Source organism: Endozoicomonas sp. 8E, from assembly GCF_032883915.1.
Taxonomy (GTDB): Bacteria; Pseudomonadota; Gammaproteobacteria; order Pseudomonadales; family Endozoicomonadaceae; genus Endozoicomonas_A.
This window is the reverse complement of record NZ_CP120717.1, coordinates 757,184-782,801: the sequence shown is the minus strand read 5'-3', so window position 1 is coordinate 782,801 and position 25,618 is coordinate 757,184. Positions and strand designations below refer to the sequence as shown.

The 25,618-nt window shown below is 49.0% G+C and carries 31 protein-coding genes; 14 read left to right on the top strand and 17 right to left on the bottom strand.

Annotation, left to right across the window (positions count from 1 at the left end; genetic code table 11):
• The first annotated feature begins 60 nt into the window (after positions 1-60).
• Positions 61-573, top strand: coding sequence for a hypothetical protein (locus P6910_RS03225; RefSeq protein WP_317144851.1), 513 nt, complete (start codon positions 61-63; stop codon positions 571-573).
• Between the two features lie 156 nt (positions 574-729).
• Here P6910_RS03225 and P6910_RS03220 read toward each other — a convergent pair whose 3' ends face one another.
• Positions 730-1,407 carry an HNH endonuclease signature motif containing protein gene (locus P6910_RS03220; RefSeq protein ID WP_317144850.1) on the bottom strand — a complete coding sequence of 226 codons (678 nt, stop codon included), beginning with the start codon at positions 1,405-1,407 and terminating at the stop codon, positions 730-732.
• A 105-nt stretch (positions 1,408-1,512) separates the two neighbouring features.
• On the opposite strand from P6910_RS03220, the gene P6910_RS03215 reads away from it, so the two are divergent.
• The 5 genes from P6910_RS03215 to P6910_RS03195 all read left to right on the top strand — a co-directional run bounded on the left by P6910_RS03215 (position 1,513) and on the right by P6910_RS03195 (position 3,915).
• On the top strand, positions 1,513-1,683 hold the full coding sequence (locus P6910_RS03215; protein ID WP_317144849.1) for a hypothetical protein: 171 nt from the start codon (positions 1,513-1,515) through the stop codon (positions 1,681-1,683).
• Positions 1,664-2,593, top strand: a complete 930-nt coding sequence (locus tag P6910_RS03210) for a DUF935 domain-containing protein (RefSeq protein ID WP_317144848.1) — start codon at positions 1,664-1,666, stop codon at positions 2,591-2,593. The genes P6910_RS03215 and P6910_RS03210 overlap by 20 nt, the downstream gene beginning before the upstream one ends.
• 55 nt (positions 2,594-2,648) lie before the next feature.
• On the top strand, positions 2,649-3,152 hold the full coding sequence (locus P6910_RS03205; RefSeq protein WP_317144847.1) for a hypothetical protein: 504 nt from the start codon (positions 2,649-2,651) through the stop codon (positions 3,150-3,152).
• Positions 3,121-3,255, top strand: coding sequence for a hypothetical protein (locus P6910_RS03200; protein WP_317144846.1), 135 nt, complete (start codon positions 3,121-3,123; stop codon positions 3,253-3,255). The genes P6910_RS03205 and P6910_RS03200 overlap by 32 nt, the downstream gene beginning before the upstream one ends.
• Positions 3,256-3,495: 240 nt before the next feature.
• A complete protein-coding gene (locus P6910_RS03195; RefSeq protein ID WP_317144845.1) occupies positions 3,496-3,915 on the top strand; it encodes a DUF4124 domain-containing protein in 420 nt (139 codons plus the stop codon).
• Between the two features lie 49 nt (positions 3,916-3,964).
• Here P6910_RS03195 and P6910_RS03190 read toward each other — a convergent pair whose 3' ends face one another.
• From P6910_RS03190 to P6910_RS03155, 8 genes are all read right to left on the bottom strand, one after another.
• On the bottom strand, positions 3,965-4,186 hold the full coding sequence (locus P6910_RS03190) for a HupE/UreJ family protein (RefSeq protein ID WP_317144844.1): 222 nt from the start codon (positions 4,184-4,186) through the stop codon (positions 3,965-3,967).
• Positions 4,187-4,238: 52 nt separating this feature from the next.
• The gene (gene ureG, locus P6910_RS03185) at positions 4,239-4,904 is read right to left on the bottom strand and encodes an urease accessory protein UreG (RefSeq protein WP_317144843.1); all 666 of its coding nucleotides are present in this window, start codon (positions 4,902-4,904) and stop codon (positions 4,239-4,241) included.
• An 11-nt stretch (positions 4,905-4,915) separates the two neighbouring features.
• Positions 4,916-5,602 carry an urease accessory protein UreF gene (locus tag P6910_RS03180; protein WP_317144842.1) on the bottom strand — a complete coding sequence of 229 codons (687 nt, stop codon included), beginning with the start codon at positions 5,600-5,602 and terminating at the stop codon, positions 4,916-4,918.
• Complete coding sequence (gene ureE, locus P6910_RS03175) at positions 5,574-6,056, bottom strand: urease accessory protein UreE (protein ID WP_317144841.1); 483 nt, start codon at positions 6,054-6,056, stop codon at positions 5,574-5,576. The genes P6910_RS03180 and ureE overlap by 29 nt, the downstream gene beginning before the upstream one ends.
• Positions 6,057-6,160: 104 nt before the next feature.
• Complete coding sequence (gene ureC, locus P6910_RS03170) at positions 6,161-7,867, bottom strand: urease subunit alpha (protein ID WP_317144840.1); 1,707 nt, start codon at positions 7,865-7,867, stop codon at positions 6,161-6,163.
• Positions 7,867-8,187 (bottom strand): urease subunit beta, encoded by a 321-nt coding sequence (locus tag P6910_RS03165; RefSeq protein ID WP_317144839.1) that lies wholly within the window; start codon positions 8,185-8,187, stop codon positions 7,867-7,869. The genes ureC and P6910_RS03165 overlap by 1 nt, the downstream gene beginning before the upstream one ends.
• Before the next feature lie 13 nt (positions 8,188-8,200).
• Positions 8,201-8,503: an urease subunit gamma gene (ureA, locus tag P6910_RS03160; protein ID WP_317144838.1), complete on the bottom strand. Its 303-nt coding sequence runs from the start codon at positions 8,501-8,503 to the stop codon at positions 8,201-8,203.
• A 445-nt stretch (positions 8,504-8,948) separates the two neighbouring features.
• On the bottom strand, positions 8,949-9,893 hold the full coding sequence (locus tag P6910_RS03155; RefSeq protein ID WP_317144837.1) for an urease accessory protein UreD: 945 nt from the start codon (positions 9,891-9,893) through the stop codon (positions 8,949-8,951).
• 286 nt (positions 9,894-10,179) lie between these two features.
• Between P6910_RS03155 and urtA the strand changes: the two genes are divergently transcribed.
• The 5 genes from urtA to urtE all read left to right on the top strand — a co-directional run bounded on the left by urtA (position 10,180) and on the right by urtE (position 15,961).
• On the top strand, positions 10,180-11,487 hold the full coding sequence (urtA, locus tag P6910_RS03150) for an urea ABC transporter substrate-binding protein (protein WP_317144836.1): 1,308 nt from the start codon (positions 10,180-10,182) through the stop codon (positions 11,485-11,487).
• 113 nt (positions 11,488-11,600) lie between these two features.
• The gene (urtB, locus tag P6910_RS03145) at positions 11,601-13,226 is read left to right on the top strand and encodes an urea ABC transporter permease subunit UrtB (protein WP_317144835.1); all 1,626 of its coding nucleotides are present in this window, start codon (positions 11,601-11,603) and stop codon (positions 13,224-13,226) included.
• A 90-nt stretch (positions 13,227-13,316) separates the two neighbouring features.
• A complete protein-coding gene (gene urtC / locus P6910_RS03140; protein WP_410493914.1) occupies positions 13,317-14,405 on the top strand; it encodes an urea ABC transporter permease subunit UrtC in 1,089 nt (362 codons plus the stop codon).
• Positions 14,398-15,228 (top strand): ABC transporter ATP-binding protein, encoded by an 831-nt coding sequence (locus P6910_RS03135; RefSeq protein WP_317144833.1) that lies wholly within the window; start codon positions 14,398-14,400, stop codon positions 15,226-15,228. The genes urtC and P6910_RS03135 overlap by 8 nt, the downstream gene beginning before the upstream one ends.
• A 37-nt stretch (positions 15,229-15,265) precedes the next feature.
• On the top strand, positions 15,266-15,961 hold the full coding sequence (urtE, locus tag P6910_RS03130; RefSeq protein WP_317146503.1) for an urea ABC transporter ATP-binding subunit UrtE: 696 nt from the start codon (positions 15,266-15,268) through the stop codon (positions 15,959-15,961).
• A 60-nt stretch (positions 15,962-16,021) separates the two neighbouring features.
• Here the strand turns inward: urtE and P6910_RS03125 are convergent, their stop codons facing one another.
• From P6910_RS03125 to mrcB, 3 genes are all read right to left on the bottom strand, one after another.
• On the bottom strand, positions 16,022-16,333 hold the full coding sequence (locus P6910_RS03125) for a YqcC family protein (RefSeq protein WP_317144832.1): 312 nt from the start codon (positions 16,331-16,333) through the stop codon (positions 16,022-16,024).
• A gap of 80 nt (positions 16,334-16,413) precedes the next feature.
• Entirely contained in the window at positions 16,414-16,725 is a 312-nt protein-coding gene (locus P6910_RS03120; RefSeq protein WP_317144831.1) for a tetratricopeptide repeat protein, read from the bottom strand.
• Positions 16,726-16,808: 83 nt separating this feature from the next.
• Complete coding sequence (gene mrcB / locus P6910_RS03115) at positions 16,809-19,154, bottom strand: penicillin-binding protein 1B (protein ID WP_317144830.1); 2,346 nt, start codon at positions 19,152-19,154, stop codon at positions 16,809-16,811.
• 215 nt (positions 19,155-19,369) lie between these two features.
• On the opposite strand from mrcB, the gene P6910_RS03110 reads away from it, so the two are divergent.
• Together P6910_RS03110 and P6910_RS03105 are read left to right on the top strand one after the other, a co-directional pair.
• Complete coding sequence (locus P6910_RS03110) at positions 19,370-20,506, top strand: AAA family ATPase (RefSeq protein WP_317144829.1); 1,137 nt, start codon at positions 19,370-19,372, stop codon at positions 20,504-20,506.
• Between the two features lie 147 nt (positions 20,507-20,653).
• The gene (locus P6910_RS03105) at positions 20,654-20,914 is read left to right on the top strand and encodes a TfoX/Sxy family protein (RefSeq protein ID WP_317144828.1); all 261 of its coding nucleotides are present in this window, start codon (positions 20,654-20,656) and stop codon (positions 20,912-20,914) included.
• A gap of 5 nt (positions 20,915-20,919) precedes the next feature.
• On the opposite strand, the gene P6910_RS03100 is transcribed toward P6910_RS03105, so the two are convergent.
• On the bottom strand, positions 20,920-21,678 hold the full coding sequence (locus tag P6910_RS03100; protein WP_317144827.1) for a molybdopterin-synthase adenylyltransferase MoeB: 759 nt from the start codon (positions 21,676-21,678) through the stop codon (positions 20,920-20,922).
• A gap of 117 nt (positions 21,679-21,795) precedes the next feature.
• Positions 21,796-22,188, bottom strand: coding sequence for a glycine cleavage system protein GcvH (gene gcvH / locus P6910_RS03095; RefSeq protein WP_317144826.1), 393 nt, complete (start codon positions 22,186-22,188; stop codon positions 21,796-21,798).
• Between the two features lie 279 nt (positions 22,189-22,467).
• Between gcvH and P6910_RS03090 the strand changes: the two genes are divergently transcribed.
• The gene (locus tag P6910_RS03090) at positions 22,468-23,013 is read left to right on the top strand and encodes a DinB family protein (RefSeq protein ID WP_317144825.1); all 546 of its coding nucleotides are present in this window, start codon (positions 22,468-22,470) and stop codon (positions 23,011-23,013) included.
• 17 nt (positions 23,014-23,030) lie between these two features.
• Here the strand turns inward: P6910_RS03090 and P6910_RS03085 are convergent, their stop codons facing one another.
• The 3 genes from P6910_RS03085 to P6910_RS03075 form a co-directional block, all read right to left on the bottom strand.
• Positions 23,031-24,170, bottom strand: coding sequence for a lysophospholipid acyltransferase family protein (locus P6910_RS03085; protein ID WP_317144824.1), 1,140 nt, complete (start codon positions 24,168-24,170; stop codon positions 23,031-23,033).
• Between the two features lie 33 nt (positions 24,171-24,203).
• The gene (locus tag P6910_RS03080; RefSeq protein WP_317144823.1) at positions 24,204-24,809 is read right to left on the bottom strand and encodes a 1-acyl-sn-glycerol-3-phosphate acyltransferase; all 606 of its coding nucleotides are present in this window, start codon (positions 24,807-24,809) and stop codon (positions 24,204-24,206) included.
• Between the two features lie 258 nt (positions 24,810-25,067).
• Positions 25,068-25,589, bottom strand: coding sequence for a YHS domain-containing (seleno)protein (locus P6910_RS03075; RefSeq protein ID WP_317144822.1), 522 nt, complete (start codon positions 25,587-25,589; stop codon positions 25,068-25,070).
• Positions 25,590-25,618 lie beyond the last annotated feature (29 nt).

Genomic DNA, 25,618 nt, shown 5'->3' with positions numbered 1-25,618 from the left:
TATGTGCGTCCCTGTTGAGCGTGTTGTTAGGTGGCGTGGTTATTGGCGGGAGAGTAAGGCTTGGAGCATTTCTTTGATAGCGGCAATATCAGAACCTTGCTGGTCAAGGCGCTTACCTTGCTGGTCAAGGCGCTTATCCTGCTGGTCAAATCGTTCGCTGATTTCTTTGCTTTGCTGGTCAAGGCGCTTATCTTGCTGGTCAAGGCGCTTATCTTGCTGGTCAAACCGTTCGCTGATTTCTTTGCTCTGCTGGTCAAGGCGCTTATCTTGCTGGTCAAGGCGCCTATCTTGCTGGTCAAACCGTTCGCTGATTTCTTTGCTCTGCTGGTCAAGGCGCTTATCTTGCTGGTCAAACCGTTCGCTGATTTCTTTGCTCTGCTGGTCAAGGCGCTTATCTTGCTGGTCAAACCGTTCGCTGGTTTCTTTGCTCTGCTGGTCAAATCTCTGGTGCATCTCACCACGGGTTTGACCAAGGCCGTCAACTACGTCAGTCAGGGTGTTACGGATATGATTAATCTCTGTCGACTGAGGTTTGGGTTTAGGTTTCGCACTCATGGTTTACTCCTTGATTAAATGTCAAAGAAGAACAGCATAGCAGAGGCTGGCACAAAGCCTGCCTACTCAGGGACATCCTCAACAGCTGGAAATAATGTCTAGTTCAGCTGCGCCGCCAAAGGCGGCGTTGGGGGGAGGAGCGGAGAGAACGAACTGGAAGCATTTGTGACACGTTCACTCTCGGATTAGCCTCGGAACCTTGGCATAGATAGCATTAATCTTTTCTAACTTACTCTGTCCATAGTGAAATTCTCTATGGCAGTTTGGGCATAATGCTATAGCATTACTAATTCGGTCTGAACCACCATCAGCAAGGCGTTTGAGGTGATGAACTTCGAGAAATGGTTCACCTGCAGCGGTTGTAAAGGGTGCAAGAGAATCGCAATTTTCGCAGTTACCTTGCGACTCTTTAAGAACCCATGCTTTTACTTTTGGATCACTAGTATATTGAGTAACCTTACCGCTAGATATTGTTGGTTTTGCAATACCAACAGGTATATCAAGGATTTCCTTGTTTTTGAAGGTACTTACTTGAGTTTCAAAACCTGCAACACCAATATAACTTTTACCTTCAACTTCACAGATTAGACGCTCAATAATTTCAGCATTATTTGAACCGACATTTTTTGCTGGTTTTAATCCTGAAACCCATTGCCTACCCATGAGAAAGAATACATATGAAATATTTTGCATTCTATATTCATATGATTTTTCAGTTCTACCAAACTTTTCGGAAAGCTCAGTGTAATATGTTTTTTTAACAAATAGCTCATTGTTTAGATCCTTATGATGCATATCCAAATATGCAACAACGGAAGCCTTAAGCTCTTCTGTACTCCATTTTTCCGTCAATTAGATTTCCTTATGAACTCTCAATTTTGTATGAACGTGTAACATAGGGATATACAGCAAATGCAGTATAATATCACTAACAACCGTACCAAAAAGGATATTATCATGGCAGGGAAAGCTAGTCTCGGAGAAATCGCAAAGGCCGACCATGGCATACGCATGGCCAAGGCTTATACGTCACTGTTACTGTCAAACCCTGACACTGTCTTACAACAACGAGGCCGTGACCTAAAGCTCTACGAAGAGATCCTGCGTGATGACCAGGTCAAGTCCTGAAGATGTTGCAGCCGCAGAGTTTATCAAAGAGCAACTCACTCAGCTGGTGTTCGATGATATTACCGACAAGATGCTGTACGGCGTTTTCTATGGCCTCTCCGTAGCAGAATGTCTCTGGCAAACAGATGGTCATCAGGTCACCTTGGACACGGTCAAGATCAGGGACAGGTCCCGTTTCAAGTTCGATGTGCAAAACCGCCTGAGACTGATCAACGTCCAGAACCCCAACGGCAAGCTGATGCCAGAGAATAAGTTCTGGGTCTTTTCAGCCGGTGCTGACCACAGCGATAACCCTTACGGCCTCGGACTGGCTCATGCGCTTTACTGGCCCACCTTCTTCAAGCGCAACGGTATCAAGTTCTGGCTGATCTTTCTGGAGAAGTTCGGCATGCCCACTGCAGCGGCCAAGCTGCCACCCGGACAGGCACAAGATCCCATCGAACGAGACAAAGCATTGGCGGCATTAGATGCCATACAAACCGACAGTGGCATAGTAGTACCGGACAATATTGTCATCGAGCTGATCGAGGCGGCTCGATCCGGGACCGCAGACTATGACGTGCTCTGTCAGCGTATGGACAAAGCCATCAGCAAGGTGATTCTCAGCCAGACGATGACCACTGATGACGGCAGCGGTCGCAGCCAGGCTGAAGTCCATCAGGGAGTGGCTCGCTCGGTTATCAAGAGTGATGCAGACCTGGTGTGTGAGAGCCTTAACCAGCAAGTCATCAAATGGCTGACTGAATGGAACTTCCCCAACGCCACTCCACCCAGAGTCTGCAGAAACACCGAGCCTGAAGAAGATCTGATGCATCGGGCAGAACGGGACAACAAGATCAGTACGCTGGGCTACGAGCCTTCCGAAGAATACATTACAGAAGTCTACGGTCCCGGCTGGAAGAAAAAGTAGTCCTCTGCCGCCCGTGGGGAAAGGCTCACCGGAGCTACCTCCGGAGTTTTCGGAGATGAGTACCCTGACTCAGAAACGGGCAGCACACCGGGCCGATATGCAGGCCATTGTGGATGCGACTGAGTATTTGGGAAGTCAGTATAAGGAGATCTATGGCAAGCGTGTGGAGCAGTTGCTGCAATATATGGAGGAAACCGGGGATGCTGAAACTTTCATTCCTGACAGATCAAGAAAAGCCCCAGCAAAGAAGCTCCTACTACCAGAGGAGCTTTTTATGGCCACAGAGATTTATAACTTTTTTGAACTCACGACTTCTTTTGACCTCAAGCCCAAAGATACAACTCGTTCCCATGCTCTGAGGGTGTCGAAAAACTCTCTCCAGCCTGGGAACGAGTTGACTCCCGTCATTCCCGGCTTCATTCTCGTCATTCCCGCGAAGGCGGGAATCCACACTGACTCACCACCAGAACCCTACTGCCCGGTGCCCCCCCTGGCCTTGTCATCCCCGAGAAGGCAGAGATCCACAGTTGGCCCTGGATTCCCGCCTTCGCGGGAATGACGACCTCAGAGCATGGAAACGGGCTGTTGGAGTTTTGCGACACGCTCTGGAGCGTGAGAACCAGAGCTTTGCGACAGCCTCTAAAGGCTTGGGGCTATTTTGAGGGTTTTCAGGGTATATCAGAGGGGGTATTTATTGAAACACAGTTTTACTTGATAAGAATAATTCTAATAAATCAATAAGTTAAAGCTTTTTCAATATTCTGCCAGAAATTGCTTACATTTAGAGTAATGACTGAAAACAATCATGAGCCAGAAAAACAGCTTTAGCTCAATATAATCAGGCTAGAAGCCGGGCTCGGTAATGTTTCCAATGATAAATCAAACACTTAAGGATAATCGGCATGAAAGCAATACAAGCTCTGGTTTTGCTGCTTCTGACGGCCTGCCTCAACCTCCCCGTTCAGGCAGAAAAAATTTTCAAGTGGGTTGATGAAAAGGGCACAGCTCACTACTCCTCCAGACCGCCACTGGTTAATGTTGATACCGAGATCATTTCAACGGTGAACGAGCATAAAGAAGATCCTGGAGACCCGCCCCCTTCCGTTGAGTCTGAGTCCGCCCCAGAGAACCCTTCTCAAACCAGTCAAAACCCCGAAGTTCTGGCTTACTGTAATACTCTTTCAGCCAACCTCGAGACACTCGACAGTGATGATCAGGTACGTCTGAACAAAGCCGATGGCAGTTTTGAAATACTGGATGATGAAGGCCGGGAAAGGGAGAAGGAGAGAATTCGTCAACAAATGAAGCAGTTCTGTTTCTGAACCGGGGCCGGGTCAGCACCGGGCAGGCCCAACTGCCCGGCTTCGTTCATTAACTCTGACGTTTTTTACCTGCAATCTTTTTATAGATACGGTAGGAAAAACACGCCAGGGCACCGGCGACGCCGATAAAGACCATATGATCGGGCTCAGTCAGAAAGTGCATCAGCAATGAGAAAACACTCCCCTCTGAATGGTCTCCCGGATGGGCAAAAGCCAGAGAAGAGGCCAACACGGCGGCAGTGGCTGTAGAAACAGCTCTCAGTTTTTTCATATCGTACTACTCCTGTCTATTTTCATTACCGCGAACGGTGAATTGTGCGACATTATACGCTCACGGCAGTGGGTTCGTGATCCTGTTTTTCAGGCATTTTCGCTTCCAGCATGCCTTTGTCAACGATAAAGTCGATCACTTCACGGACACCCTGCTCCGCTTTCAGGTTGGTGAACAGGAAAGGACGATCTCCGCGCATCTTTTTTGCATCTCTGTCCATGACTTCCAGAGAGGCTCCAACGATAGGTGCAAGATCGGTTTTATTGATGATCAACAGATCAGAACGGGTAATACCCGGCCCTCCCTTACGAGGAATCTTGTCTCCTGCGGAAACATCAATGACGTAGATAGTCAGGTCGGACAGTTCAGGGCTGAAGGTTGCACTGAGGTTATCGCCACCGGACTCCACCAGAACCATTTCCAGTCCCGGATGTCTCTGACAAAGCTCATCCACCGCTGCCAGGTTCATGGATGCATCTTCACGAATAGCCGTATGAGGACATCCACCGGTTTCAACGCCAATGATGCGATCTTCTTCCAACGCCTCATGACGAATCAGAAACTGCGCGTCTTCTTTCGTATAAATATCATTAGTCACCACTGCCAGATTATAATGCTGGCGCATGGAGGCACAGAGTTTGGTGAGCAGTGCTGTTTTACCGGACCCTACCGGACCACCGACACCAACACGGAGGGTTTGAGGCTGCTTGCTAGTCATATTTCTTCTTCCTAGGATCTGAACAATCTTGAATACTGGTGCTCATGCCAGCTGCTGGCCATGGCGAAATGCACCAGGTTATTACCCAATTCGTGATCATGAATCGTTTTAGCGCTCTCGATCACAGGGCCAATTTCACTGGCCAGATGGTGCAAAATTTTCTGGGCATCGGTCTGTCCCAGAGGTACTGCCTTGGTTGCCGCAGTCACCTGGTTTTCGCACCATGACCAAAGCAGTCCGATAGCAGCAGTGTCTTTCTCCATGCCGTGGCATAAACTCGATAAAGCAAACATAGCTGCCTGGGTGGGCATCTCCAGCCAGTCCGCTCTGGATTCTTCCGGGAATAAAGACTTCAGCCAGGTTTTGAATGCCCTGCCCACCTGACAGTCTTCATCATAAAGCTCACGAGTTTCTCGAAAGGCGAGCAGTTGACGGTTCCAATGCTCAACTGACGGTCTGTCGTCAGACTGAAAAGCGTCGTAAAGTCGAAAGAATACCGGAACATCCAGACGACCCATTCCCTGCCTGAGCAACTGGGAGATCCAATGGCTGGTGGACTCCCGATCAAAACACCATTGTCGATCAATAGCGGTTTCCAACCCCTGGGAGTACGCGAAAGCCCCAACAGGCAGAGCCGGACTGGATAGATGCAAAAGGCCAAGTAATGCCTCAGTGTTCATGGCTTTCCACCGGCTCATGGCTGTGCTCACCATGATGATGACCATGCCCCTTGGCGTAAGCACCGTTTTCGGGCTCAAAAGGAGCTTCCGTGTGATCTACCGTCAGCCCCAGTAACATCACCATTTCATCCAGAACGTGATCTTTCTGGAATCGAAGCCAGTTATTACCTATCTGCAATGGAACATGACGATTGCCAAGGTGGTAGCAGGCTTTGGCAAACGTCAGAGCATTCTCACAACTGGCGGTTGTCACCTCTTCATCGCTGGCTCGTATCAATACGACTTCACCGCTGTCGGCCTGAAGCAGGGTGCCGCCTCTTAAAACATCGCCGCGCTCGATGAATATTCCCGCTGCTCTTCCTCCCTGGGTGGTCGCTTTTAAACGACCTCTCTTGCGCTCATCAAATGGCAGCAATAGCTCATCATTGTGCTGAACGTCAGTTTCCTGGAGGCGCCTGGTTAACTTCAGCATTTCTTATTTTCCTTTGCTTGATTGGCTTTGGTCCATTAACTCTAAAGTCTTTTTGCTTGAAAAAGGCCCATAAAAAACTGTTAATGAAGCTTGTGAAACAATGATTAAAAAAGAAAGTAGCGCTGTGCCAGAGGTACGACTTTGGCCGGTTCACAGACCAGCAACTCACCATCGGCACGGACTTCATAGGTCTCCGGATTTACTTCCATATGGGGCTGCCAAGTATTCAGCAACATGTCTTTCTTGCGAATCGTTCGGGTATTTTTTACCGCAGAAACGACTTTATTCAATCCTAGTTTACGGCCGATGTCGTTTTCAAAAGCGGCCTGTGAAACAAACGAAAGCGAGGTAGCAGAAACGGTTTTACCCAGAGCCCCAAACATGGGTCGGTAATGAACCGGTTGTGGTGTCGGGATGGACGCATTGGGATCACCCATGGGTGCCATGGCAATCGCTCCACCCTTTAATACCAGAGAGGGTTTAGTGCCAAAAAATGCCGGTTTCCACAGCACCAGGTCAGCCAGCTTACCCGGCTCGACAGAACCCACTTCATGAGAAATACCGTGGGTTATTGCCGGATTCATGGTGTATTTCGCCACATAACGGCGCGCTCTGAAGTTATCCACACCCGCCGATGAGTCTTCAGGCAATAATCCCCTTTGTACTTTCATTTTATGAGCCGTCTGCCAGGTACGACAAACCACTTCACCGACCCGGCCCATGGCCTGGGAGTCTGAAGCGATCATCGAGAAAGCGCCCAGGTCATGCAGAATATCTTCTGCTGCAATGGTTTCACGACGAATGCGGGAGTCGGCAAAAGCCACATCTTCAGGAATGTTCGGATCAAGATGGTGACAAACCATCAGCATATCCAGATGCTCATCAACCGTATTGATAGTGTATGGACGTGTCGGGTTTGTAGACGACGGCAGGACAAAGTCTTCACCACAAGCCTTAATAATATCGGGAGCATGTCCACCTCCGGCACCTTCGGTATGATAGGTGTGGATAACTCTTCCCTTGAATGCGGCAATAGTATCTTCAACAAAGCCGGATTCATTCAGGGTGTCGGTGTGAATAGCTACCTGAATGTCGTATTTCTCTGCGACTCCAAGGCAACAATCAATAGAAGCGGGAGTGGTCCCCCAGTCTTCATGAAGCTTGAGCCCCATGGCTCCCGCCAGAACCTGTTCTTCCAGTGCTGCGGGTATACTGGCGTTGCCTTTGCCAAGAAAACCGATATTCATAGGCAAACTATCCACAGCCTGAAGCATGGAACTCATATGCCACTCACCCGGTGTACAGGTTGTCGCATTGCTCCCTGTAGCGGGTCCGGTGCCGCCACCAAGCATCGTGGTGACTCCGGAAGCCAGGGCTTCTTCTATCTGTTGGGGACAGATGAAGTGGATATGGGCATCAACCCCACCTGCAGTGACAATCTGACCTTCACCGGCAATCACTTCGGTGCCGGGACCGATAATGATGTCGACTCCGGCCTGTACATCGGGGTTGCCAGCCTTGCCTATCTTTTCTATCCGACCGTTTTTAATGCCAATATCGGCTTTTACGATGCCCCAGTGATCCAGAATCAGGGCATTGGTGATGACCGTATCCACCGCATCAGCTCCCGTTCTCTGACTCTGGCCCATACCGTCACGAATAACCTTGCCGCCTCCAAATTTCACTTCGTCGCCATAGACGGTAAAATCTTTCTCCGGACTGATGAAAAGGTCAGTGTCACCAAGACGTACTTTGTCGCCTACGGTCGGACCAAACATATCCACATAGGTTTGACGCTCCATTCTGGCCATTATTTATCTCCCTGCTCAAGCTGACCCATGACATCACCACGGAAACCATAGATTTTGCCTTCTCCGGCAAAACGCACCAGTTCAACCTGTCGACCCTGACCAGGCTCAAAACGGACAGCGGTTCCTGCCGGGATATTCAACCGGAAACCGAGGGTGGATTCCCGATCAAAAGCCAGTGCCGGGTTCACTTCGTAGAAATGATAATGAGAGCCAACCTGTACTGGCCTGTCGCCGGTATTGGCAACGGTGACAACACAGGTCTCCCGCCCTTTATTAATGTCAATTGCCTCTTCGCAGGCAATGACCTCTCCTGGAATCATAAAACCTCCTGCTCTACGCAATGGGATTGTGAACCGTCACCAGCTTGGTGCCGTCCGGAAAAGTGGCTTCTACCTGAACTTCATGAATCATCTCGGGAATGCCTTCCATGACATTGTCACGGGTCAGGATTTCACGCCCTTCATTCATCAGCTCAGCAACTGTTTTCCCGTCTCTGGCTCCCTCCATTATGTGCATGGAAATCAGTGCGATGGACTCCGGGTAGTTCAGCTTCACACCCCTGCCAAGGCGACGTTCCGCAACCAGTGCCGCTGTGTATAAAAGCAGTTTGTCTTTTTCTCTGGGGGTCAGCTCCATGAGAGCCCTCCAATTAATTCTTGTGGTCTTTTAATGCAATATTGCCGTCTAGCAGCCTGTCGGACTTAAGACTGTCCTACGCGGCAACTGCTCCTGCGTTGCTCTAGCTCCTGCATCCATGCAGTCGTGCGGTTGCGATAAATTGGTCTAAAAATTCCTGCTCCCTCGTCAAATAGCTCGCTATTCTCCTCGGAATCAGAAATTTTTATCCTCAATTTCTCGCAATCCTCGCTACGGACGCTCAAGTCCGACAGGCTGCTAGGAGCCTGACCGAGAATAGACTGCCCTACTGCGGCGGCAGCAAATTGGTCTGAAAATCCGCTTTTGTTCGTCAAATAGCTCGCTATTCTCCTTACAAAACCGAATTTTCATCCTCAATTTTCTGCCGTCCTCGCTACGGGCGCTATTCTCGGTCAGGCTCCTAGTAGGTTATAGGCATCAACGATCAGGTATTCCAGATTCTGGGCTTGCAACCTTGCCGGCCATTCAAGTGACTACGAAGCTCATTCCAAAGCCAGGCAAACAGTGTTCTGGCCTGTTCAGGTGAACTGCCGAGATAACGGGCAATAAAAACCCCGTTTCGCCAGGTAATGGCTGCACATTTCGAGCCTCCCTGGGCTTCCAGTCTTTCATGCAGATGATCGCAGCCGGGGTCTTTTTCAAGGGTCATGATCAGTGTACCGAAAACATGCTGACCATTAAGACCAAGAACGGACTGGGTAAGGGGCGAATCCGCAGCCAGCTCCAGCCTTTCTCGATAAAGCGGCTGGTCGTTACGGGTGAGCTGAAGGTTCTGGATCACCCTGCCCTGCTTAAACGCTTCGCCACTGGCTTTACGACCGAGACAAACGATGTCCCAGCCTGCGAAGCAACCATTGCCTCTCAGCTCGACAGAAGTGTTCAATTCCGCTTCTGCACCATTAAAGATAATAGTTTCCTGAGGCAACCATTCAAGACAGGCACCCTCTTGAACGACCATGGACGTTAGCTGTTTCTGAAGACGGCCATTACCATTGAAATAGACTTTCCCCGCAGCAGGTGTGGTAACCAGTCCGGATGCACCAGAGTGGGCTTCAAAACTCTGAATCAGCTCGTCACCGGCAACCAACCCTCCTGGTGGGTGAAGAACATAGAGATGGGCCAGGTCTTTACCTTCTGGCCAGAACGGACGCTGAATCCTCAGTGGTCCATAATGCCGCGAACGGCCCATGCGGGTATGGCCGTCCATGTATTTCAGTTCAACGGCAATACCGGCACGCCAGCCGCTGCCTCCGGACGCAACGTCATCCTGATCGGAATCAGTATCCGGGTTAGATCGCGGGATAGATCGCGGGATAGAGAGTCGATTGAATGCCAGCCCCATACTTCTGCCCTTAATGTTAAAGGTCATCTCTGGCCTGCAAAAGATGTTCCATTTTATTTTTATACGACTGCTGACATTATTGACCATAAAGTCAGCTTAAATAGCACCAAAAAAATGCAAAGGCACCACATTGGCGATCAAAGATGTTCTGAAATAAGGCATCTACTGTCAAGACGATATTAAGAAATTAACTCTAACTCAGCTGTTAGAAGTGAGAGCTTTTCCGCATGAACGACAAAGACTGCCAATATTGGCATACACATTGCTGTCACACTGTCGCACATAAGGATAAAAAACAGGATTAATAAAAACTATGAAGAGCTCCCTCAAAAAACTCTCGAAGGGTCTGGTTGCAGCATCTGCCGCAACCGCCGCCCTTTCTTTTTCGGTCATATCCCAGGCTGCAGAGACCATCAAGGTTGGTGTTTTACATTCTCTGTCAGGCACCATGGCGATCAGTGAAACCACATTAAAAGACACTGTTTTAATGATGGTGGACGAGCAGAATAAGAAAGGTGGACTGCTGGGAAAGAAACTCGAAGCGGTTGTTGTTGATCCTGCCTCTGACTGGCCACTGTTTGCAGAAAAAGCGCGTGAGCTGCTGGCAAAAGAAAAGGTCGATGTCATTTTTGGCGGCTGGACTTCCGTCTCCAGAAAATCAGTTCTGCCAGTGGTTGAAGAGTTAAACGGCCTGATGTTCTACCCGGTTCAGTATGAGGGACAAGAGTCATCCAAAAACGTTTTTTACACCGGCGCAGCGCCCAACCAACAGGCTATTCCTGCGGTTGATTATCTGATGAGTTCAGAGGGCGGCAGCGTCAATCGTTTTGTTCTGGCCGGTACTGATTACGTCTACCCGAGAACCACCAACAAGATTCTGGAATCCTACCTGAAGAGCAAGGGTATCAAAGAGTCGGACATCATGATCAATTACACGCCTTTTGGTCACTCTGACTGGCAGACCATTGTTTCTGATATCAAGAAGTTTGGTAAAGCTGGTAAAAAGACGGCGGTTATTTCCACCATCAATGGCGACGCCAACGTACCTTTCTATAAAGAATTGGCTAACCAGGGCATTGCTGCTGAAGACATTCCGGTGATTGCCTTCTCTGTCGGCGAAGAAGAGCTGTCAGGTATAGATACTGCACCTCTGGTAGGCCACCTGGCAGCCTGGAACTACTTTATGAGTGCCGAGAGTGATATCAACGATGAGTTCATCGAAACCTGGCAGACCTTTACCAGGAATGAAGAGCGTGTTGCCAATGATCCAATGGAAGCCACTTATATTGGCTTTAACATGTGGACAAAAGCTGTTGAAAAAGCAGGAACCACCAGCGTTGATGCCGTCCGTTCAGCCATGTATGGCATCACTGTTCCCAACCTGACAGGTGGTATTGCTGTAATGAACACCAACCATCACCTGACCAAGCCGGTATTGATTGGCGAAATTCAGGACGATGGCCAGTTTGAAATTGTCTGGGAAACCAAAGGGGGCGTCATTGGTGATGCCTGGACTCAATATCTGCCTGAAAGCTCAAAAATTGTTGCTGACTGGTCAGCCCCGATCAAGTGCGGCAACTACAACCTGGAATCAGGTGTCTGCTCTGGTCAGAACTACTGATTAGTGATCTTTTGTTGAAGTCACATGGCATGAGAGATTAGCTCTTTCATGCCATCACCAAAAGTCTGTCCAATACAAGGCAGACCAACACATCGTTATTCACTGGAAATTTTATGATCTGGAGACTCTGGCAAGTATTGCCGTTAGTATGCCTCTGTCTTCTTTTTGTCTTTGTCTCATCCCCACAGGCTCTGGCCAATAGCAACATCACAAGCAATGAAGAGCTGGCCAGACAATTGAGTGAGAAGTCATGGGACAAACTGGAGACCACCATAACCCGTCTCTCTGCCAAAGGTGATGATGAAAGCCAGAAACTGTTAACCCTGTGGTTATCTGGCCAACTGTTTATTGAAAAGAGCACAGGTCGTCTGATCTCGGGCAATAAGTCAGGTCGACTGTATCTCATTGCCGACCCGATTACGGATGAAGTCCTGGGTGAAGTTAAAAAGCGCAGCCTGAAAAAAATCAGAATCAATAACCGGCTGCGAAACTCCATCAGAACGGCTCTGGCTCTCTGGGACCTGAAGTCTGAAGACCCGGAAAAGCGCCTTCAGGCAGTTAAGGAAACATCCAGAAACCTTCAGGCTGACACACTGGCCATTCTGAAAACCATGCTGGAGAAGGAGTCCGATGAAGATGTTCATTCAGCCCTGACAACAGCGGTTGCCTTATATCAGATCCAACAGGGTAGTGATGAACTCAAGATCCAAAGTCTTGAAATTCTGTCCGAGTCTGATGATCCCTTTGTTCGTTCAGCACTGGAATCAGCGAAAACAGAGACTAGAAACAAAGACATTCTTCTGGGCATAGACACCGCCCTGGCCGACATGGATCGAAGACAGGAATACTACTCCGCAATAGAAAGTGTTTTCTTTGGCTTAAGTCTGGGTTCGGTATTACTACTGGCGGCCATTGGTCTGGCGATCACTTTTGGCGTTATGGGTGTTATCAACATGGCCCATGGCGAAATGATGATGCTTGGCGCTTATACGACTTTCGTCATTCAATCAGCTTTTCCATCATTATTGGAGCAATCTCTGTTTATTGCCATTCCAGCCGCCTTTGTTGTTGCTGGTAGCGTCGGTATTTTGATTGAGCGACTGGTCATACGTCACCTTTATGGTCGCCCACTGGAAACACTTCTGGCCACTTTTGGTATCAGTCTGATACTTCAACAGGCCGTCAGAACCGTCTTCTCGCCCCTGAACCAGGCAGTCTCAACACCGGAATGGTTGAGTGGCTCATGGGTGATCAATGAGGCTTTATCTCTGACCTGGAACCGGGTCTACATCATTGGCTTCAGTCTGGCCGTCTTTCTGACTCTGTTGTTTATCCTGCGCTACACCCGATTTGGTTTGAATGTACGGGCCGTTACCCAGAATCGAGCCATGGCCAACTCTATGGGCATTCCCACCCACCGTATTGACGCACTGACCTTTGGCCTTGGCTCCGGTATTGCCGGCGTTGCTGGTGTTGCCCTGTCCCAGTTAACCAATGTGGGTCCAAATCTCGGCCAGAACTACATCATCGACTCTTTCATGGTGGTGGTCTTTGGTGGTGTTGGAAATCTCTGGGGCACATTGGTGGCGGCCATGAGCCTGGGTGTCGTCAATAAGTTGCTGGAACCCTGGGCAGGTGCAGTCGTTGCCAAAATCCTGGTACTGATTTTCATCATTCTGTTTATTCAGAAAAGACCCAAAGGCCTGTTCGCCCTTAAGGGTCGTGCGGTGGAGGATTGATCCGTGAGTTCTGTAGCGTTGTCGTCAAAAACAAATGGAAAAGGTCCTCTCAGTCGTTTTCTTCTGGACGATCCGGCGGGCAAGTGGCTTTTGATCTCGGTTTTTGTCATTAGCATCCTGGTCTGTGGACTCAACCTTCTGGCACCTGAAGGCTCTGCCCTGCACGTCAGCAGTTATACCGTCACACTGCTTGGAAAATATCTCTGTCTGGGCCTTCTGGCCCTGGCTCTGGATCTGGTCTGGGGTTATTGCGGCATCCTCAGTCTCGGCCATGGCGCCCTCTTTGCCCTTGGTGGCTATGCCATGGGGATGTATCTGATGCGCCAGATTGGTGACCGTGGTGTCTATGGCAATCCTGAGCTGCCAGACTTCATGGTGTTTCTGAGCTGGCAGGAGCTGCCCTGGTACTGGCAGGGTTTTGATTCTTTCTTGTTTACTCTATTGATGGTGGCTCTGGTTCCCGGCATTCTCGCTTTCCTGTTTGGCTGGCTGGCATTCCGTTCCCGGGTCACCGGCGTCTATCTGTCCATCATTACTCAGGCACTGACTTATGCCCTGATGCTGATGTTCTTCCAGAACGATTTCGGTTTTGGTGGCAATAATGGCCTGACCGACTTTAAAGATATTCTGGGCTTCAGCCTGCAAAGTGACACAACCCGTGTCGCTCTGTTGATGTTTTCCGCGCTGGCCCTGGGACTGGGCTACCTGATTTGTCGATGGCTGGTGAATTCCCGTTACGGAAGAGTTCTGATGGCTGTCCGAGATGCCGAAAGCAGAACCCGTTTTATGGGTTATCGGGTTGAACATTACAAGCTGGTTGCTTTTATGGTTTCTGCCGTGTTGGCCGGCATCGCAGGCGCACTTTATGTGCCACAGGTAGGCATCATTAATCCGGGTGAGTTCTCCCCTGTCAACTCTATTGAACTGGTGATCTGGGTGGCCGTTGGTGGCAGAGGAACCCTCTACGGTGCAATCATAGGTGCACTGCTCGTTAATTATGCCAAAACCTGGTTTACCGGAGCGATGCCCGATGCCTGGCTGTTTGCATTGGGTGCACTGTTTGTTGTCACAACACTCTGGTTACCCAAGGGTGTTGTTGGTTTATTCAGTCAGGTTCGTGAGAAGTTTTTGAAACCATCAGCCCGGACTCGGGAACAGGAGGTAGCCGATCGTGGTTGATAGACATATACCGGATAATACGCTGCTGTATCTTGACAATGTGACCGTCAGCTTTGATGGCTTCAAAGCCCTGAACAGCCTGTCTTTTTTAATCAACCCGTGTGAACTCAGGGCCATCATTGGCCCCAATGGTGCCGGTAAAAGCACCATGATGGACGTCATTACCGGTAAAACCCGACCTGATAGCGGAGAGGTTCTATTTAATAAGAGCCGCTCAAGGCTGCTTAATCAGGGCCGCTCAAGGCTGCTTGATAAGAACCGCTCAAGGCTTTCAAGAGGTTCTATCGATCTCACCCAACACGATGAAGCAGAAGTGGCCAATCTGGGAATTGGCCGAAAGTTTCAGAAACCTTCTGTCATCGAGAGCCTGACGGTCTGGGAAAATCTGGAGCTGGCTCTTAAAGGTCGTCGTTCACCTTTTGAGTCTATATTCAAAGCTCTTTCTGCAGAGGGCTATAGAAAGATTGACAAAACACTCGGAAGAATCCGCCTTCAGGATTGCCGTGACTTTATTGGCGCATCCCTGTCTCACGGTCAGAAGCAGTGGCTTGAAATAGGTATGTTATTGCTTCAGGACCCCGAGCTTCTGCTGATCGATGAGCCCGCAGCCGGTATGACAGATGAAGAAACCTTCCGAACCGCTGACCTGCTTCGGGAACTGTCTGAAGAGCGAAGCCTTGTGGTGGTCGAGCATGACATGGCCTTTATCAAAGCGCTTGACTGTAAGGTTATGGTGCTTCATGAAGGCAGTGTCCTGGCAGAAGGGTCGCTGGATCATGTTCAGCAGGATCAAAAAGTCATCGACGTCTATCTGGGGAGATAGCCTGAGGCCCAAAAGCAGCCCGGTGCTGGAGAATAATATGCTTGAAGTTCAGAACATAGATGTGTTTTACGGTGCCAGTCAGGCACTGAAGTCTGTCTCCCTGACAGCGGATAAAGGTCAGGTCACCAGTATTATGGGTCGCAACGGTGTGGGTAAAACCACATTGATGAATACCGTTGCCGGGCGTGTTTCAGCCTCGTCGGGGCAGATACTCTGGAAAGGTCAGTCCATCAATAATCTGACTTCACACCAACGGGCCCGTCAGGGAATTGCTTACGTACCCCAGGGTCGACAGATCTTCCCTCTGCTTACGGTTCAGGAAAATCTGGAAACAGGATTTGCCTGTCTGCCGCGTTCTCAGCGTAGAGTTGATCGGGAAATATACGACCTTTTTCCTGTCTTGCTGGATATGAGACATCGTCGTGGAGGCGACCTCTCGGGTGGCCAACAACAGCAACTGGCTATTGCCCGGGCACTGGTCACCCAACCGGAGTTGTTAATTCTCGATGAGCCAACCGAAGGCATTCAGCCTTCCATCATCAAAGATATTCAGTCCGTTATAGGAATGCTGAGGGACAGGGGAGAAATGGCCATCCTGCTGGTAGAACAATACTTTGAATTTGCCCGGGATCTGGCAGATCAATATGCCGTACTGGATCGTGGTGAACTGGTACTGTCAGGGGCAGGCAGTGAGATGAATGAAAAGGAAGTCAGACGACTGATGACGGTTTAAAGCCCTTCAGATGAATACTGTCTGCCGCTTTGTCTGTATTCATCTGACCTGCGATCCAAATCAATTCATCAAATGGTCAAAACGCTCCACCAGCACCAGTAAATGAGTGGCTTCTATTTTCTCCACCATCAGAGCTTCTTCTGCATAAGGCTTGATGTTCGAGCCTTTTGGCAAGTCAGCCCCCTGATCAAGAATGGCATGGACCCGGGGAATAAACAGCCATTGCAGCCACTGAGTGAATCCCATGGTATCCATACAGAAAGGCGTTGTACTGGCCAGTGCCTGAACTGAAGGTGGCGTAGCCTGCCAGCAATCCAGTCTTTTTAACTCTGCTTCCAGAGCTATCAATAGTTCTCTTACTTCTGTGCTCATCAACTGTCTTTTACCATGAAAGCCCAAACTGTATTTTACTATGAAAATTGCACAAATAAGCAGAATACAAATGAGCCTGTCTAATCGAGTGAAGTCAGAAAGCTACTAATCTGTCGTCTAAGACCTGATTCCGGCCCCAGACTCAGAGCTCTGTCCGCCAGCTCACGGGCCTGACCATAATGTCCCTGCTTTTTCCTGAGTTGCGCCAACAGGAAATACACCGATGGATCAGTTGGACTGATTCTCATGGCTCTGGACAAGGAACTTTCAGCAGTGTTCAGATCATTTTCTGCCATGGCACCCGATGCCTGATCCAGCAGAGTACCAAGAGCATCCATTCGACCCTTATGAGAGGGAGTGGCCTCTTTATCGGAGGCTGGTATGTACGTCAAATGTCCCATACCAGAACACCCTGTTAAGAGGACTGCAAAAAACAGAGGTATTAATCGTTTCACTTTTGTCTCGCTACAGGCAGTCATTCAAACCATGATTTTATAGAATCAAACAGAGTTTTGGCGGGCTCAATCACAGTTCGACCACAGCCCTGATAATCCTCAGGCTCCGAACCCTTTATATAAGGGACTTTTACTGCTCCCTCACAGCTCTTCCCTGTTCTTACATTTTCTGCCGGTTTCGTCCAGACGTACTCAATCTGTTCACTGTTCAAAGGCTGCACCGACTTGATTGGCACCTGTTGCATAAGACGTGTCCAGACTCTCAGAGCACCACTACTGCCAGTCAGGTTGGTCGGACTGTTGTCGTCATTCCCCAACCAGGCCACTGCCATCAGATTTCCAGTAAAACCTGCAAACCAACTGTCTCTCAGGTCATTGGTGGTGCCACTCTTTCCTGCTAACTGAATATCCTGACTGATGCTCCAGTATGCACGACGCCCGGTACCTTCTCTCATGACCTGACCCATGGCATGTCGTAAAAGCTCCATGGGCGCAGAGTCGAAAGCTCTCTCAACCGAGAGACTGTAGCGCCTCAGGGGTTGACCACGGGCATCCACTACCGCATCAATGGCCCGCAATGGCATCCTGAAGCCTCCGCTGGCGATGGTTTGGTACATGGAGGCAACATCCATAAGAGAAAGGGATGCGGCGCCCAACATGACGGAGGGATAGGGAGGCAGGTTTTTCTCAATCCCCAAACGCTCAATAGTGTTCAGGACATTATTCAGACCCAGAGCCATACCGGTCTGGATCGCCGCCTGGTTGTAGGACCTGGCCAGCGCCTCTTGCAAAGGCACTATGCCTCTGGACTTGCCATCGTAATTGGCAGGCTTCCAGAGTCCACCACGTCCGTCGTCTACCTGAATAGGAGAATCATTGACAGATGTCGTTAACGTATAGCGCGAAGGCTGCTCCAGCCCCGTCAGATAGATCGCTGGCTTAAGCAATGAGCCCACAGGACGTCGTGCATCCAGAGCCCGGTTAAAACCAACATAACCCGGATTTTTGTCGCCTACTACCGCCAGAAGATCGCCGGTCTGGGCCGAGGTCACCACCATGGCTCCCTGCAGATCAGGGTTATCTTTTTCAAGTTGACCCACCGTATCCGTCATACTTGCCTGGGCAAAGCGCTGGATAATGGGGTCCATATTGGTGAAAATTCTCAACCCTTCCGAGGTAAGATCACGTTCGTCGTAATCTTCCCTGAGCTGTTTTTTCACCATATCAATGTACGCGGGATAAGCACTGGTATTGAGCTGTTCCCGGGTCACAACGCCCAAGGGCAGTTTTTTGGATCGTTCAGCTTCAGAGCGAGGCACAACACCTTCATCTGCCATCACATCGAGTACCAGATTTCTGCGCTCCTTTGCTCTTTCGGGAAAACGTCTTGGATCGTAATAGGAGGGACCTTTCACCAACCCCACCAGCAGAGCAACACGGGCAGCGCTTAGCTCCTGAATGGGCTGGGCAAAGTAGAAATGGCTGGCCAGACCAAAGCCGTGGATAGCCCGCCGACCGTGCTGCCCCAAGTATACTTCATTCAGATAGGTTTCCAGAATGTCATCTTTAGAATAATGAAAGTCCAGCAGCACCGACATAATGGCTTCATTGATTTTTCGGGTCAGGGTTCGCTCATTGCTGAGATAAAAGTTTTTAACCAGCTGCTGAGTCAGTGTACTCCCACCCTGTATGACCCCTCCTGCTCTCAAATTAACCAGAAATGCCCTGGCTATCGAGCTCGGTGAAATCCCCCAGTGATCATAAAAATTCTTGTCTTCTATCGCTAACAAGGCTTTGGTCAGCTGCTTTGGCGCCTGAGATTCACGGATAAGAATCCGATCCTCAAAGGTTGAGGGATAAATGCCTCCTATCAGTTGAGGATCCAATCTTAACAATGGAATAGTTTCGGCGGCTCTTCCTCTAAGACTGACGACTTCATTACCAGAAAATACGACACTGGCATAACGGGAAGGTTCAGCACCATCCGGGAAATGAAAACCCCTGCTGTAAATGGTGAAGCGATTCCCGGAGCGGGCAAAGGTACCGGGTCGCCTGACATCTCTGACGGCCTGATAACCCTGGCGACGAAGTTGAGCCTGTAGCTCATTCGGGTTGAGGAGCTGTCCCTCATAAAGCTCCAGAGGACGAGAATACACCTGAGCAGGAATCGCCCATTTCTTGCCTTCAAACTTTTGAGTAACAACAGCGTCCAGATAAACCGAGTAAGCAGCAAGCAAAATCAGGCCGACTATTCCCAGCTTTACCAGAACCGGGAACCAGCGCCTGAGCCCTCCTGCACTTTGGGCTTTCTTCTTTCGTCCTGACGGCTGCTTGCCTCGGGACGGTGTTTTTTTCTTTGTGACCATGGTGCGAGATTATACGCCATAGCTTTCCGCAATAGCTCTATGGTTTGCCGTGTTTTTACCTCGGATTACTTTCCCATAGCGCAATCAGTAAAAAGTATTGCTTCCAGTTATGATGTTTACCGCAACATCTGCGTCTAATTTTCCTTCATTGAGGCCTTAGTCAAGCCCTCTGCCTATACTCAGTGACCATTCCCAATCTATCGAATGTCATCGCGATGCCCCCATTTCTACAAGAGAACTGGCTGGATGTCCTCAGCTTATCGGGACAATTAACTCTTGAACCTTTGCTGGATATGGCCGTGCAGCTGGCTTATTTTCATCAGGACATTGAAGTCATTACTCCCCATCAGCACCCTGGCTCTGAAGAGCACGTCTGGTTTCCGGTAGCTCAAAACTTCGATCAGATCAGACCTTTGCTGGATCAGGAAGAAGATATTGCCCAGCTTGCCAGATTGGAAAAGTGGTCCTCGGACCGCTATCGAGCATTGCGACCCCTGATTCGAGAACGGAAGGCCGGCACCGACTCCATGGCTGATCTTGGCTTCCTCTGTGTGAATATGGATGCCAGAGGTCTCTCTGACTTGACTTTTTTTGTCGTTAATAAATATATGGATATCAGCGGGGACTTTCGGGGGCTGGGTTTATTAAGTTTTTACAGGGCCTACCAGGCGTTGGTTCAAGCCAGAATCGTCTTGCTCCGGTCGCACGGTGACGATCTTAACGATCAACTGACATCACAAGCGCTTGCTGAATATCGCCTGTATGCCAATCTGGCTGAAAGCTATTGCCAGACTAAAAAACCATTTCTTGCCATTATGCAGGGACTATCGGGTTCCGGAAAAACATCAGCAGGTCGAGAACTGGTGAAACACGCCAACTGCATCATGCTGAGAACAGATATCGAGCGGAAAAGATTATTTGGTCTCAAGCCTGAAGCATCGAGCCATGAAGCCGGGCTGAGTATTTATACACAGGACGCCACCCAAAAAACTTATTTGACCATTCAGGAAGCCGCTCGCTCTCTATTGAGTCAGGGAATTTCTGTTGTTATTGATGGCGCTTCTCTCAAATTTCAGGAAAGAGCGTTATGTTGTCAGCCTGCCATCGAACTTCAATACCCTTATTTTATTGTCAAATGTGTGGCACCCGATGATGTTCTTAAACGCCGAATTATTAAACGTCAATTCAACAACACCGATGCTTCCGAGGCAACCATAGGTCTGATCAAACAGCAACGACAGTGGGAGGAACCGCTCTCGGATCAGGAAAAAGAACACACTATAGTACTCAATACAGCCTGTAAGCATTGGCGTGAAAAACTGCTCACTGACCTGACGATTCAATTGAATTGATCTATTTTTTCTTCTTCGACTGCCGTTTTCTGAGCAGCCTCAAAGACTCGTCTATCATTAAACTCATTAAAAGAAATTTCCTTCTGACTTTCAGAAAAATATCAAGCACACCCTCCAAGGACGCTTGGGACGATTTGGAAAACCGGTATGGCAACTGACCTGATCGAATTAAAAAATCTTGGTAAAACTTCAGTGCAGTGGCTTAACGCTGTGGGTATTCGAACTCTTGAACAGCTTCATGAAGTAGGCGCCGTGGCAGCCTATTGCAGAGTCAGAGACAGAGGCTTTAAAGTTTCAAAAGTACTGCTCTATGCAATGGAAGGTGCTTTAATCGGGGCCCACTGGAATGAACTGGACAGTGAGCACAAAAAACGCCTGCTTAGTGAAGTGAAAAATCATCAGGGCTGAAACTCTCAGCCCTTCTTCTCTCCCTGACCACACACCGGACAATCAGGATCGGCAATCAGCTGAAGACTTTGCCATTCCATACTGGCAGCATCAAACATCAACAGTCTGCCATTCAATGTCTTACCCGCTCCTGTCAGAAGCTTGACCGCCTCCAGTGCCTGCATGGTACCGATTGTTCCCACTACAGGCCCCAGAATGCCTGATTCCGAACAACTGAGTTCTTCAGCTACTTTTTCTGGATAAAGGCAACGATAACAGGGTGCATTTTCCTGCCAGCGATCAAATACCGTTAACTGACCATTAAAGCGAATAGCTGCCCCCGTGACCAGTGGCACTCCCAAACGGACGCTGCAACGATTCACCATGAATCGGCTGTCAAAGTTATCAGTAGCATCCAGAACCAGATCGCTGTTCTCCAGCAGACTCAGTAATTCCTGCTCTTTAAGCTTTTTGGGAATGAGGTCCAGTTCAACGCCCGGGTTCATGGCGCTGATTCTTGCCGCCGCTGCATGCACTTTAAATTGCCCGATATCATCGGTAGAGAAGGCAATTTGTCTTTGCAGGTTGGTGGCATCCACCACATCCGGGTCAATAAGAGTCAGTCTTCCGATTCCGGCTGCTGCAAGATACATGGCTGCCGGACAACCCAACCCGCCAATACCAACAATCACTACATGGGCGTTGAGCAGGCGCTCCTGTCCCTCAATATCGATCTGAGGCAAAAGTATTTGTCGGCTGTAGCGCAGCAGCTGATCATCATTCATTTTGAAACGTCATGTATACAGAGAAGGGAGGGCAACATAAAGAGATGCAGCAACAAGGTCAGTAGAAAAGCCCTGACTGTGCAGGGCTTTTCAGGAAGCGTCAGACCCGGCCCTGTATCAGGCTTCGGACTCTACGAATTCAGAGTAGGCTTCAGCGTCCAACAGTTCGCTCAGCTGACCTTCATCGGTGATCTTGACCTTGAAGAACCAACCTTCATCGTAGGGTGCGCCGTTCACTGTTTCAGGTGTCTCTTCCAGCGCTTCGTTAATGGCAATAACCTCACCAGAGATGGGTGCATAGAGGTCAGAAGCGGCTTTTACGGACTCAACCACACCCGCTTCATCTTCAGCAGCCAGAATGGAACCCACTTCAGGCAGCTCAACGAACACAACATCACCCAGAGCTTGCTGGGCGTGATCGGTAATACCGATAGTGGCAGTACCGTCTTCTTCGATTCGGATCCACTCGTGGGAACGTACATAACGCAGTTCGGATGGAATGCTGCTCATCGAAAACTCCTCTGGTCACTTAACAATTTGATTCTTTTCAGCCGCTACCAGTCGCAAGGCCGGCCACTGACTGACGGCAACGCACAATTATCTGGAAGGTAGTCGAAAAGGCTGTAGTTTTTATCAAGGTAGGCATTCTAACCAGAAACTATGGCTTCGCCAATGTTTCATTAAAGACGAATACATTCTGTTGACATGACCCGTGTTTGGAACCTATACAAAGAGCTTGTCACTATGACAGACTGACTAAATCTGGGACAAAAATAATCTGGAATCATCATGACACTGACCGATGCCCGCCAGTTTAATATCTACACGCTCTCTGAGCTGGAGTCAGTGCTCCTCCATCTCTCCGTGGAGCAATATAAAAAGAGCACATCACTTTCGCCGAGTTCAGTAGGTACCCATGTCAGGCACATTATTGAGTTCTATCATTGCTTTTTCAAAGGGCTCGATTACGGTGCTATTGATTATGACAATCGTCCCCGGAATCAACTGTTGGAAGAGTCTATAGAGCAGGCCATGGACTACCTGAAAAATCTCCACATCCTGCTCGGTAGTCAGGATATGTCACATTACCCCGAAACCGTATCAGTGGTGGCTGTCACGAACTCGGGAAGCCCCATTGAAACCAGCAGCAGTATCATCAGAGAGCTGCTCTTTCTGCAGAATCATACCACCCATCATCTCGCCCTGATCGCCCTGATGCTGACGCAGGAGGGCATCAGTCTGCCCGTCAATTTTGGTGTAGCTACCTCCACCAGACAGCACCGAGCCCGCACTGAAGGATCCGCCGAAGCAATGACTGATTCAAAACACCCTTGAGCGAAAAAATACGAGCCCTATGCCGCAGGCCGGTTATATTCCGTGAAAGCTTTAGCCCCTGCGGCTCCCATGTATTTATTAAGCACTCTTTCGTCCACTTTCAGAAGATCGACAATAATCAATCCATCCAGAGCATTGTTAAAGCCGGGATCAACATTAAAAGCTGCCAGCTCCCCGCTCAGTTTCAAATACTGCTTTAAGAGGACAGGTATACCTTTTTTGTCTTTCTCAATTTGCTGAACCAGAGAAGAGAGCGTTTCAAAATCCGTTAATCCCATCAAATCGGACTGATTCCAAAAGCGCTCTTTACCCGGCTTCAAAGGGGTTGTCGGTTGAACCAGATCACGGAGCACACCGTCCGAGTTATTCACAGACAGGCAGCCCGCCATTAACTGACGGGAAACCTCGCTGTAATCACTGCTGATGCTGAAGGGTCCAAACAATACCTTATACCATGGATTGGCAGCTACATAGGCACCAATCCCTTTCCAGAGCATCATCAGGGCACTCAAGCTCCTCTGATATTCAGGCACTACAAACGACCGACCCATCTCCAGGCAACTGCCCATTTTGTTAATAAACTCAGCGTGGTAGCGAAATAAACTGCGGGAATAAATGCCATGGATGCCTCTGGAGCGAAGGATCTGGTCAACCTGGCCGATCCGATAAGCCCCCATAATTTTTTCTTCTTTCTGATTCCAGAGAAACAGGTGCAGATAGTCGTCATCATACTGATCAAGATCTCTGGGCTTTCCGGTACCTTCTCCCACGTCTCTGAAGGTCAACTCCCTGAGACGGCCAATTTCCGGCAACACTTCAGGCAGCTGCTCCGAGCGGGCGCAGTAAACACTCATTTCACCCTTTTCCAGCAGGAGGCATTCCTCCGACAACTGTTGAACATTGGCTTTCAGCTTTTCAGGGGAAACAGGGTCGACAATGGGCCGCATCTTCCGTTCTTTAAGTGACATGAAAACCCGTTTTGTCTGAGCCGGTTTATGTGTGGATAACAGGTATGTATTCAAACGCAGATAATTGGTCAGCGCTGAGTCAGAACTCATGGATTGGTAGTCTGAATCATCCAGTGTCCGGCCTATGCGAAAGCTCAGGGTTGAACCTCTTTTATTTAGAAGCTCCCTGATCAATCTGACCGTTCTCAAACGGGGATGAATCAATCCCATGGTCTGAAATAATCAACCATTCTGGCCTTCGATGAATACCGGTGTCACTTTGGCCCTTGTTTGCCGAATAATTCGGGCAGCGGTATTTCTCCACCTGGGATCGGTGACCTGCCTCAGAGAGAGATCCAGGCTGGATACTTCTCCGGCAGGAAAAATCAGCAGCTGATGACCCTCTTTCACCCATTTTCGGGCTTCTTCGATGGCATTTGCATTTTTCATTCGGGCATCGGTGCTGATGATGTCCACGCCTATGAACAGCTCTTTCAGTTCATGAATTCGACAAAGCAATTCATTCGTTAGCACTTTCACATCAGGACGAACCTGCAGCAATAAATCAGCAAGGGCTACGCCTTCAATTCCGCCAAAAGGATGATTGGCCACTATAACGGAAGGGCCTGTCGCCGGAATTGAATCCCGATGCCCTGAAGCCACCTGGTGCTGAATATTAAATATTTTCAGTACCAGCCTGAGAAAATCATCTGAGGTGTATTCTTCATTCACCTCTCTTTTATAAATCTGGTCGATGGTTTTCAGGCCCAGGAACCACTCGGCAGCAGCCTCAGGTAAGCCAGACCGTGTTTTTTGTGGAAGTCTGAACGGAGAACGTTGAAGAGTCATCCTATTTTCCCTTTCTCGCTTTTTTAGCTACGGGCCTATTTGAGCCATACCTCTTCTGTAGATAACTACAACGCTTTGCTCCAGCTCATAAGGCTAGCCAACTTCCTATTTTTTTAATAAATAAGCTGACCTTTATTAGCAAGACTAGAAAGGGCAAATGACAATTCAGTGAACAGGATGTGAAGACGCTGTGACGATATGGATTTGAGAAATGAGCGAGATACCGGGACCCCGCTGGTGAGTAATGCGCTGCCTGGATTAATTAGCCATCATTTTTGGCCAGTTCGTATTACCCAGCCTGATAAAGCCCGGTATATCCTTCAGCCACTTTCCTTGAATGTCTGCGTCGTAATTCAGATATAACTTATTATCCACAATTTTCCAATAATTCGGATCAGCCGGTACTCTTTGCTTTTTCTCGGCGATAGCCCAGGCGCAGTAACCGCCGTATTGAGGCCAATATTTATCGGGCGACTTCTTGAAAATCTTCAGGTGTTTTTCTGAGGAAAAGTACCACTCTACACCCATGTACTTGTATTTGAACCGGGCATTACCCTTAACGGCTTTTCCTTCCGTAAAGTAAGCTACCGTATCGTAACCACTGACGGCTTTATTACTGAACCAGCCGGTATAAATGTTCTTGCCAGCAATGGCATTGCAACTGAACAGTAACATCAGGGCTAACACAGCCATGAGCAAAAAATGCCGTTCACACCGAGCTGTAAAAATAGCTTCAGGATTAGAAATAGTGGCATTTTCATAATAAGCACTGCAGATCATCTTCGCCTCCATGCGGACAATGACTCCGT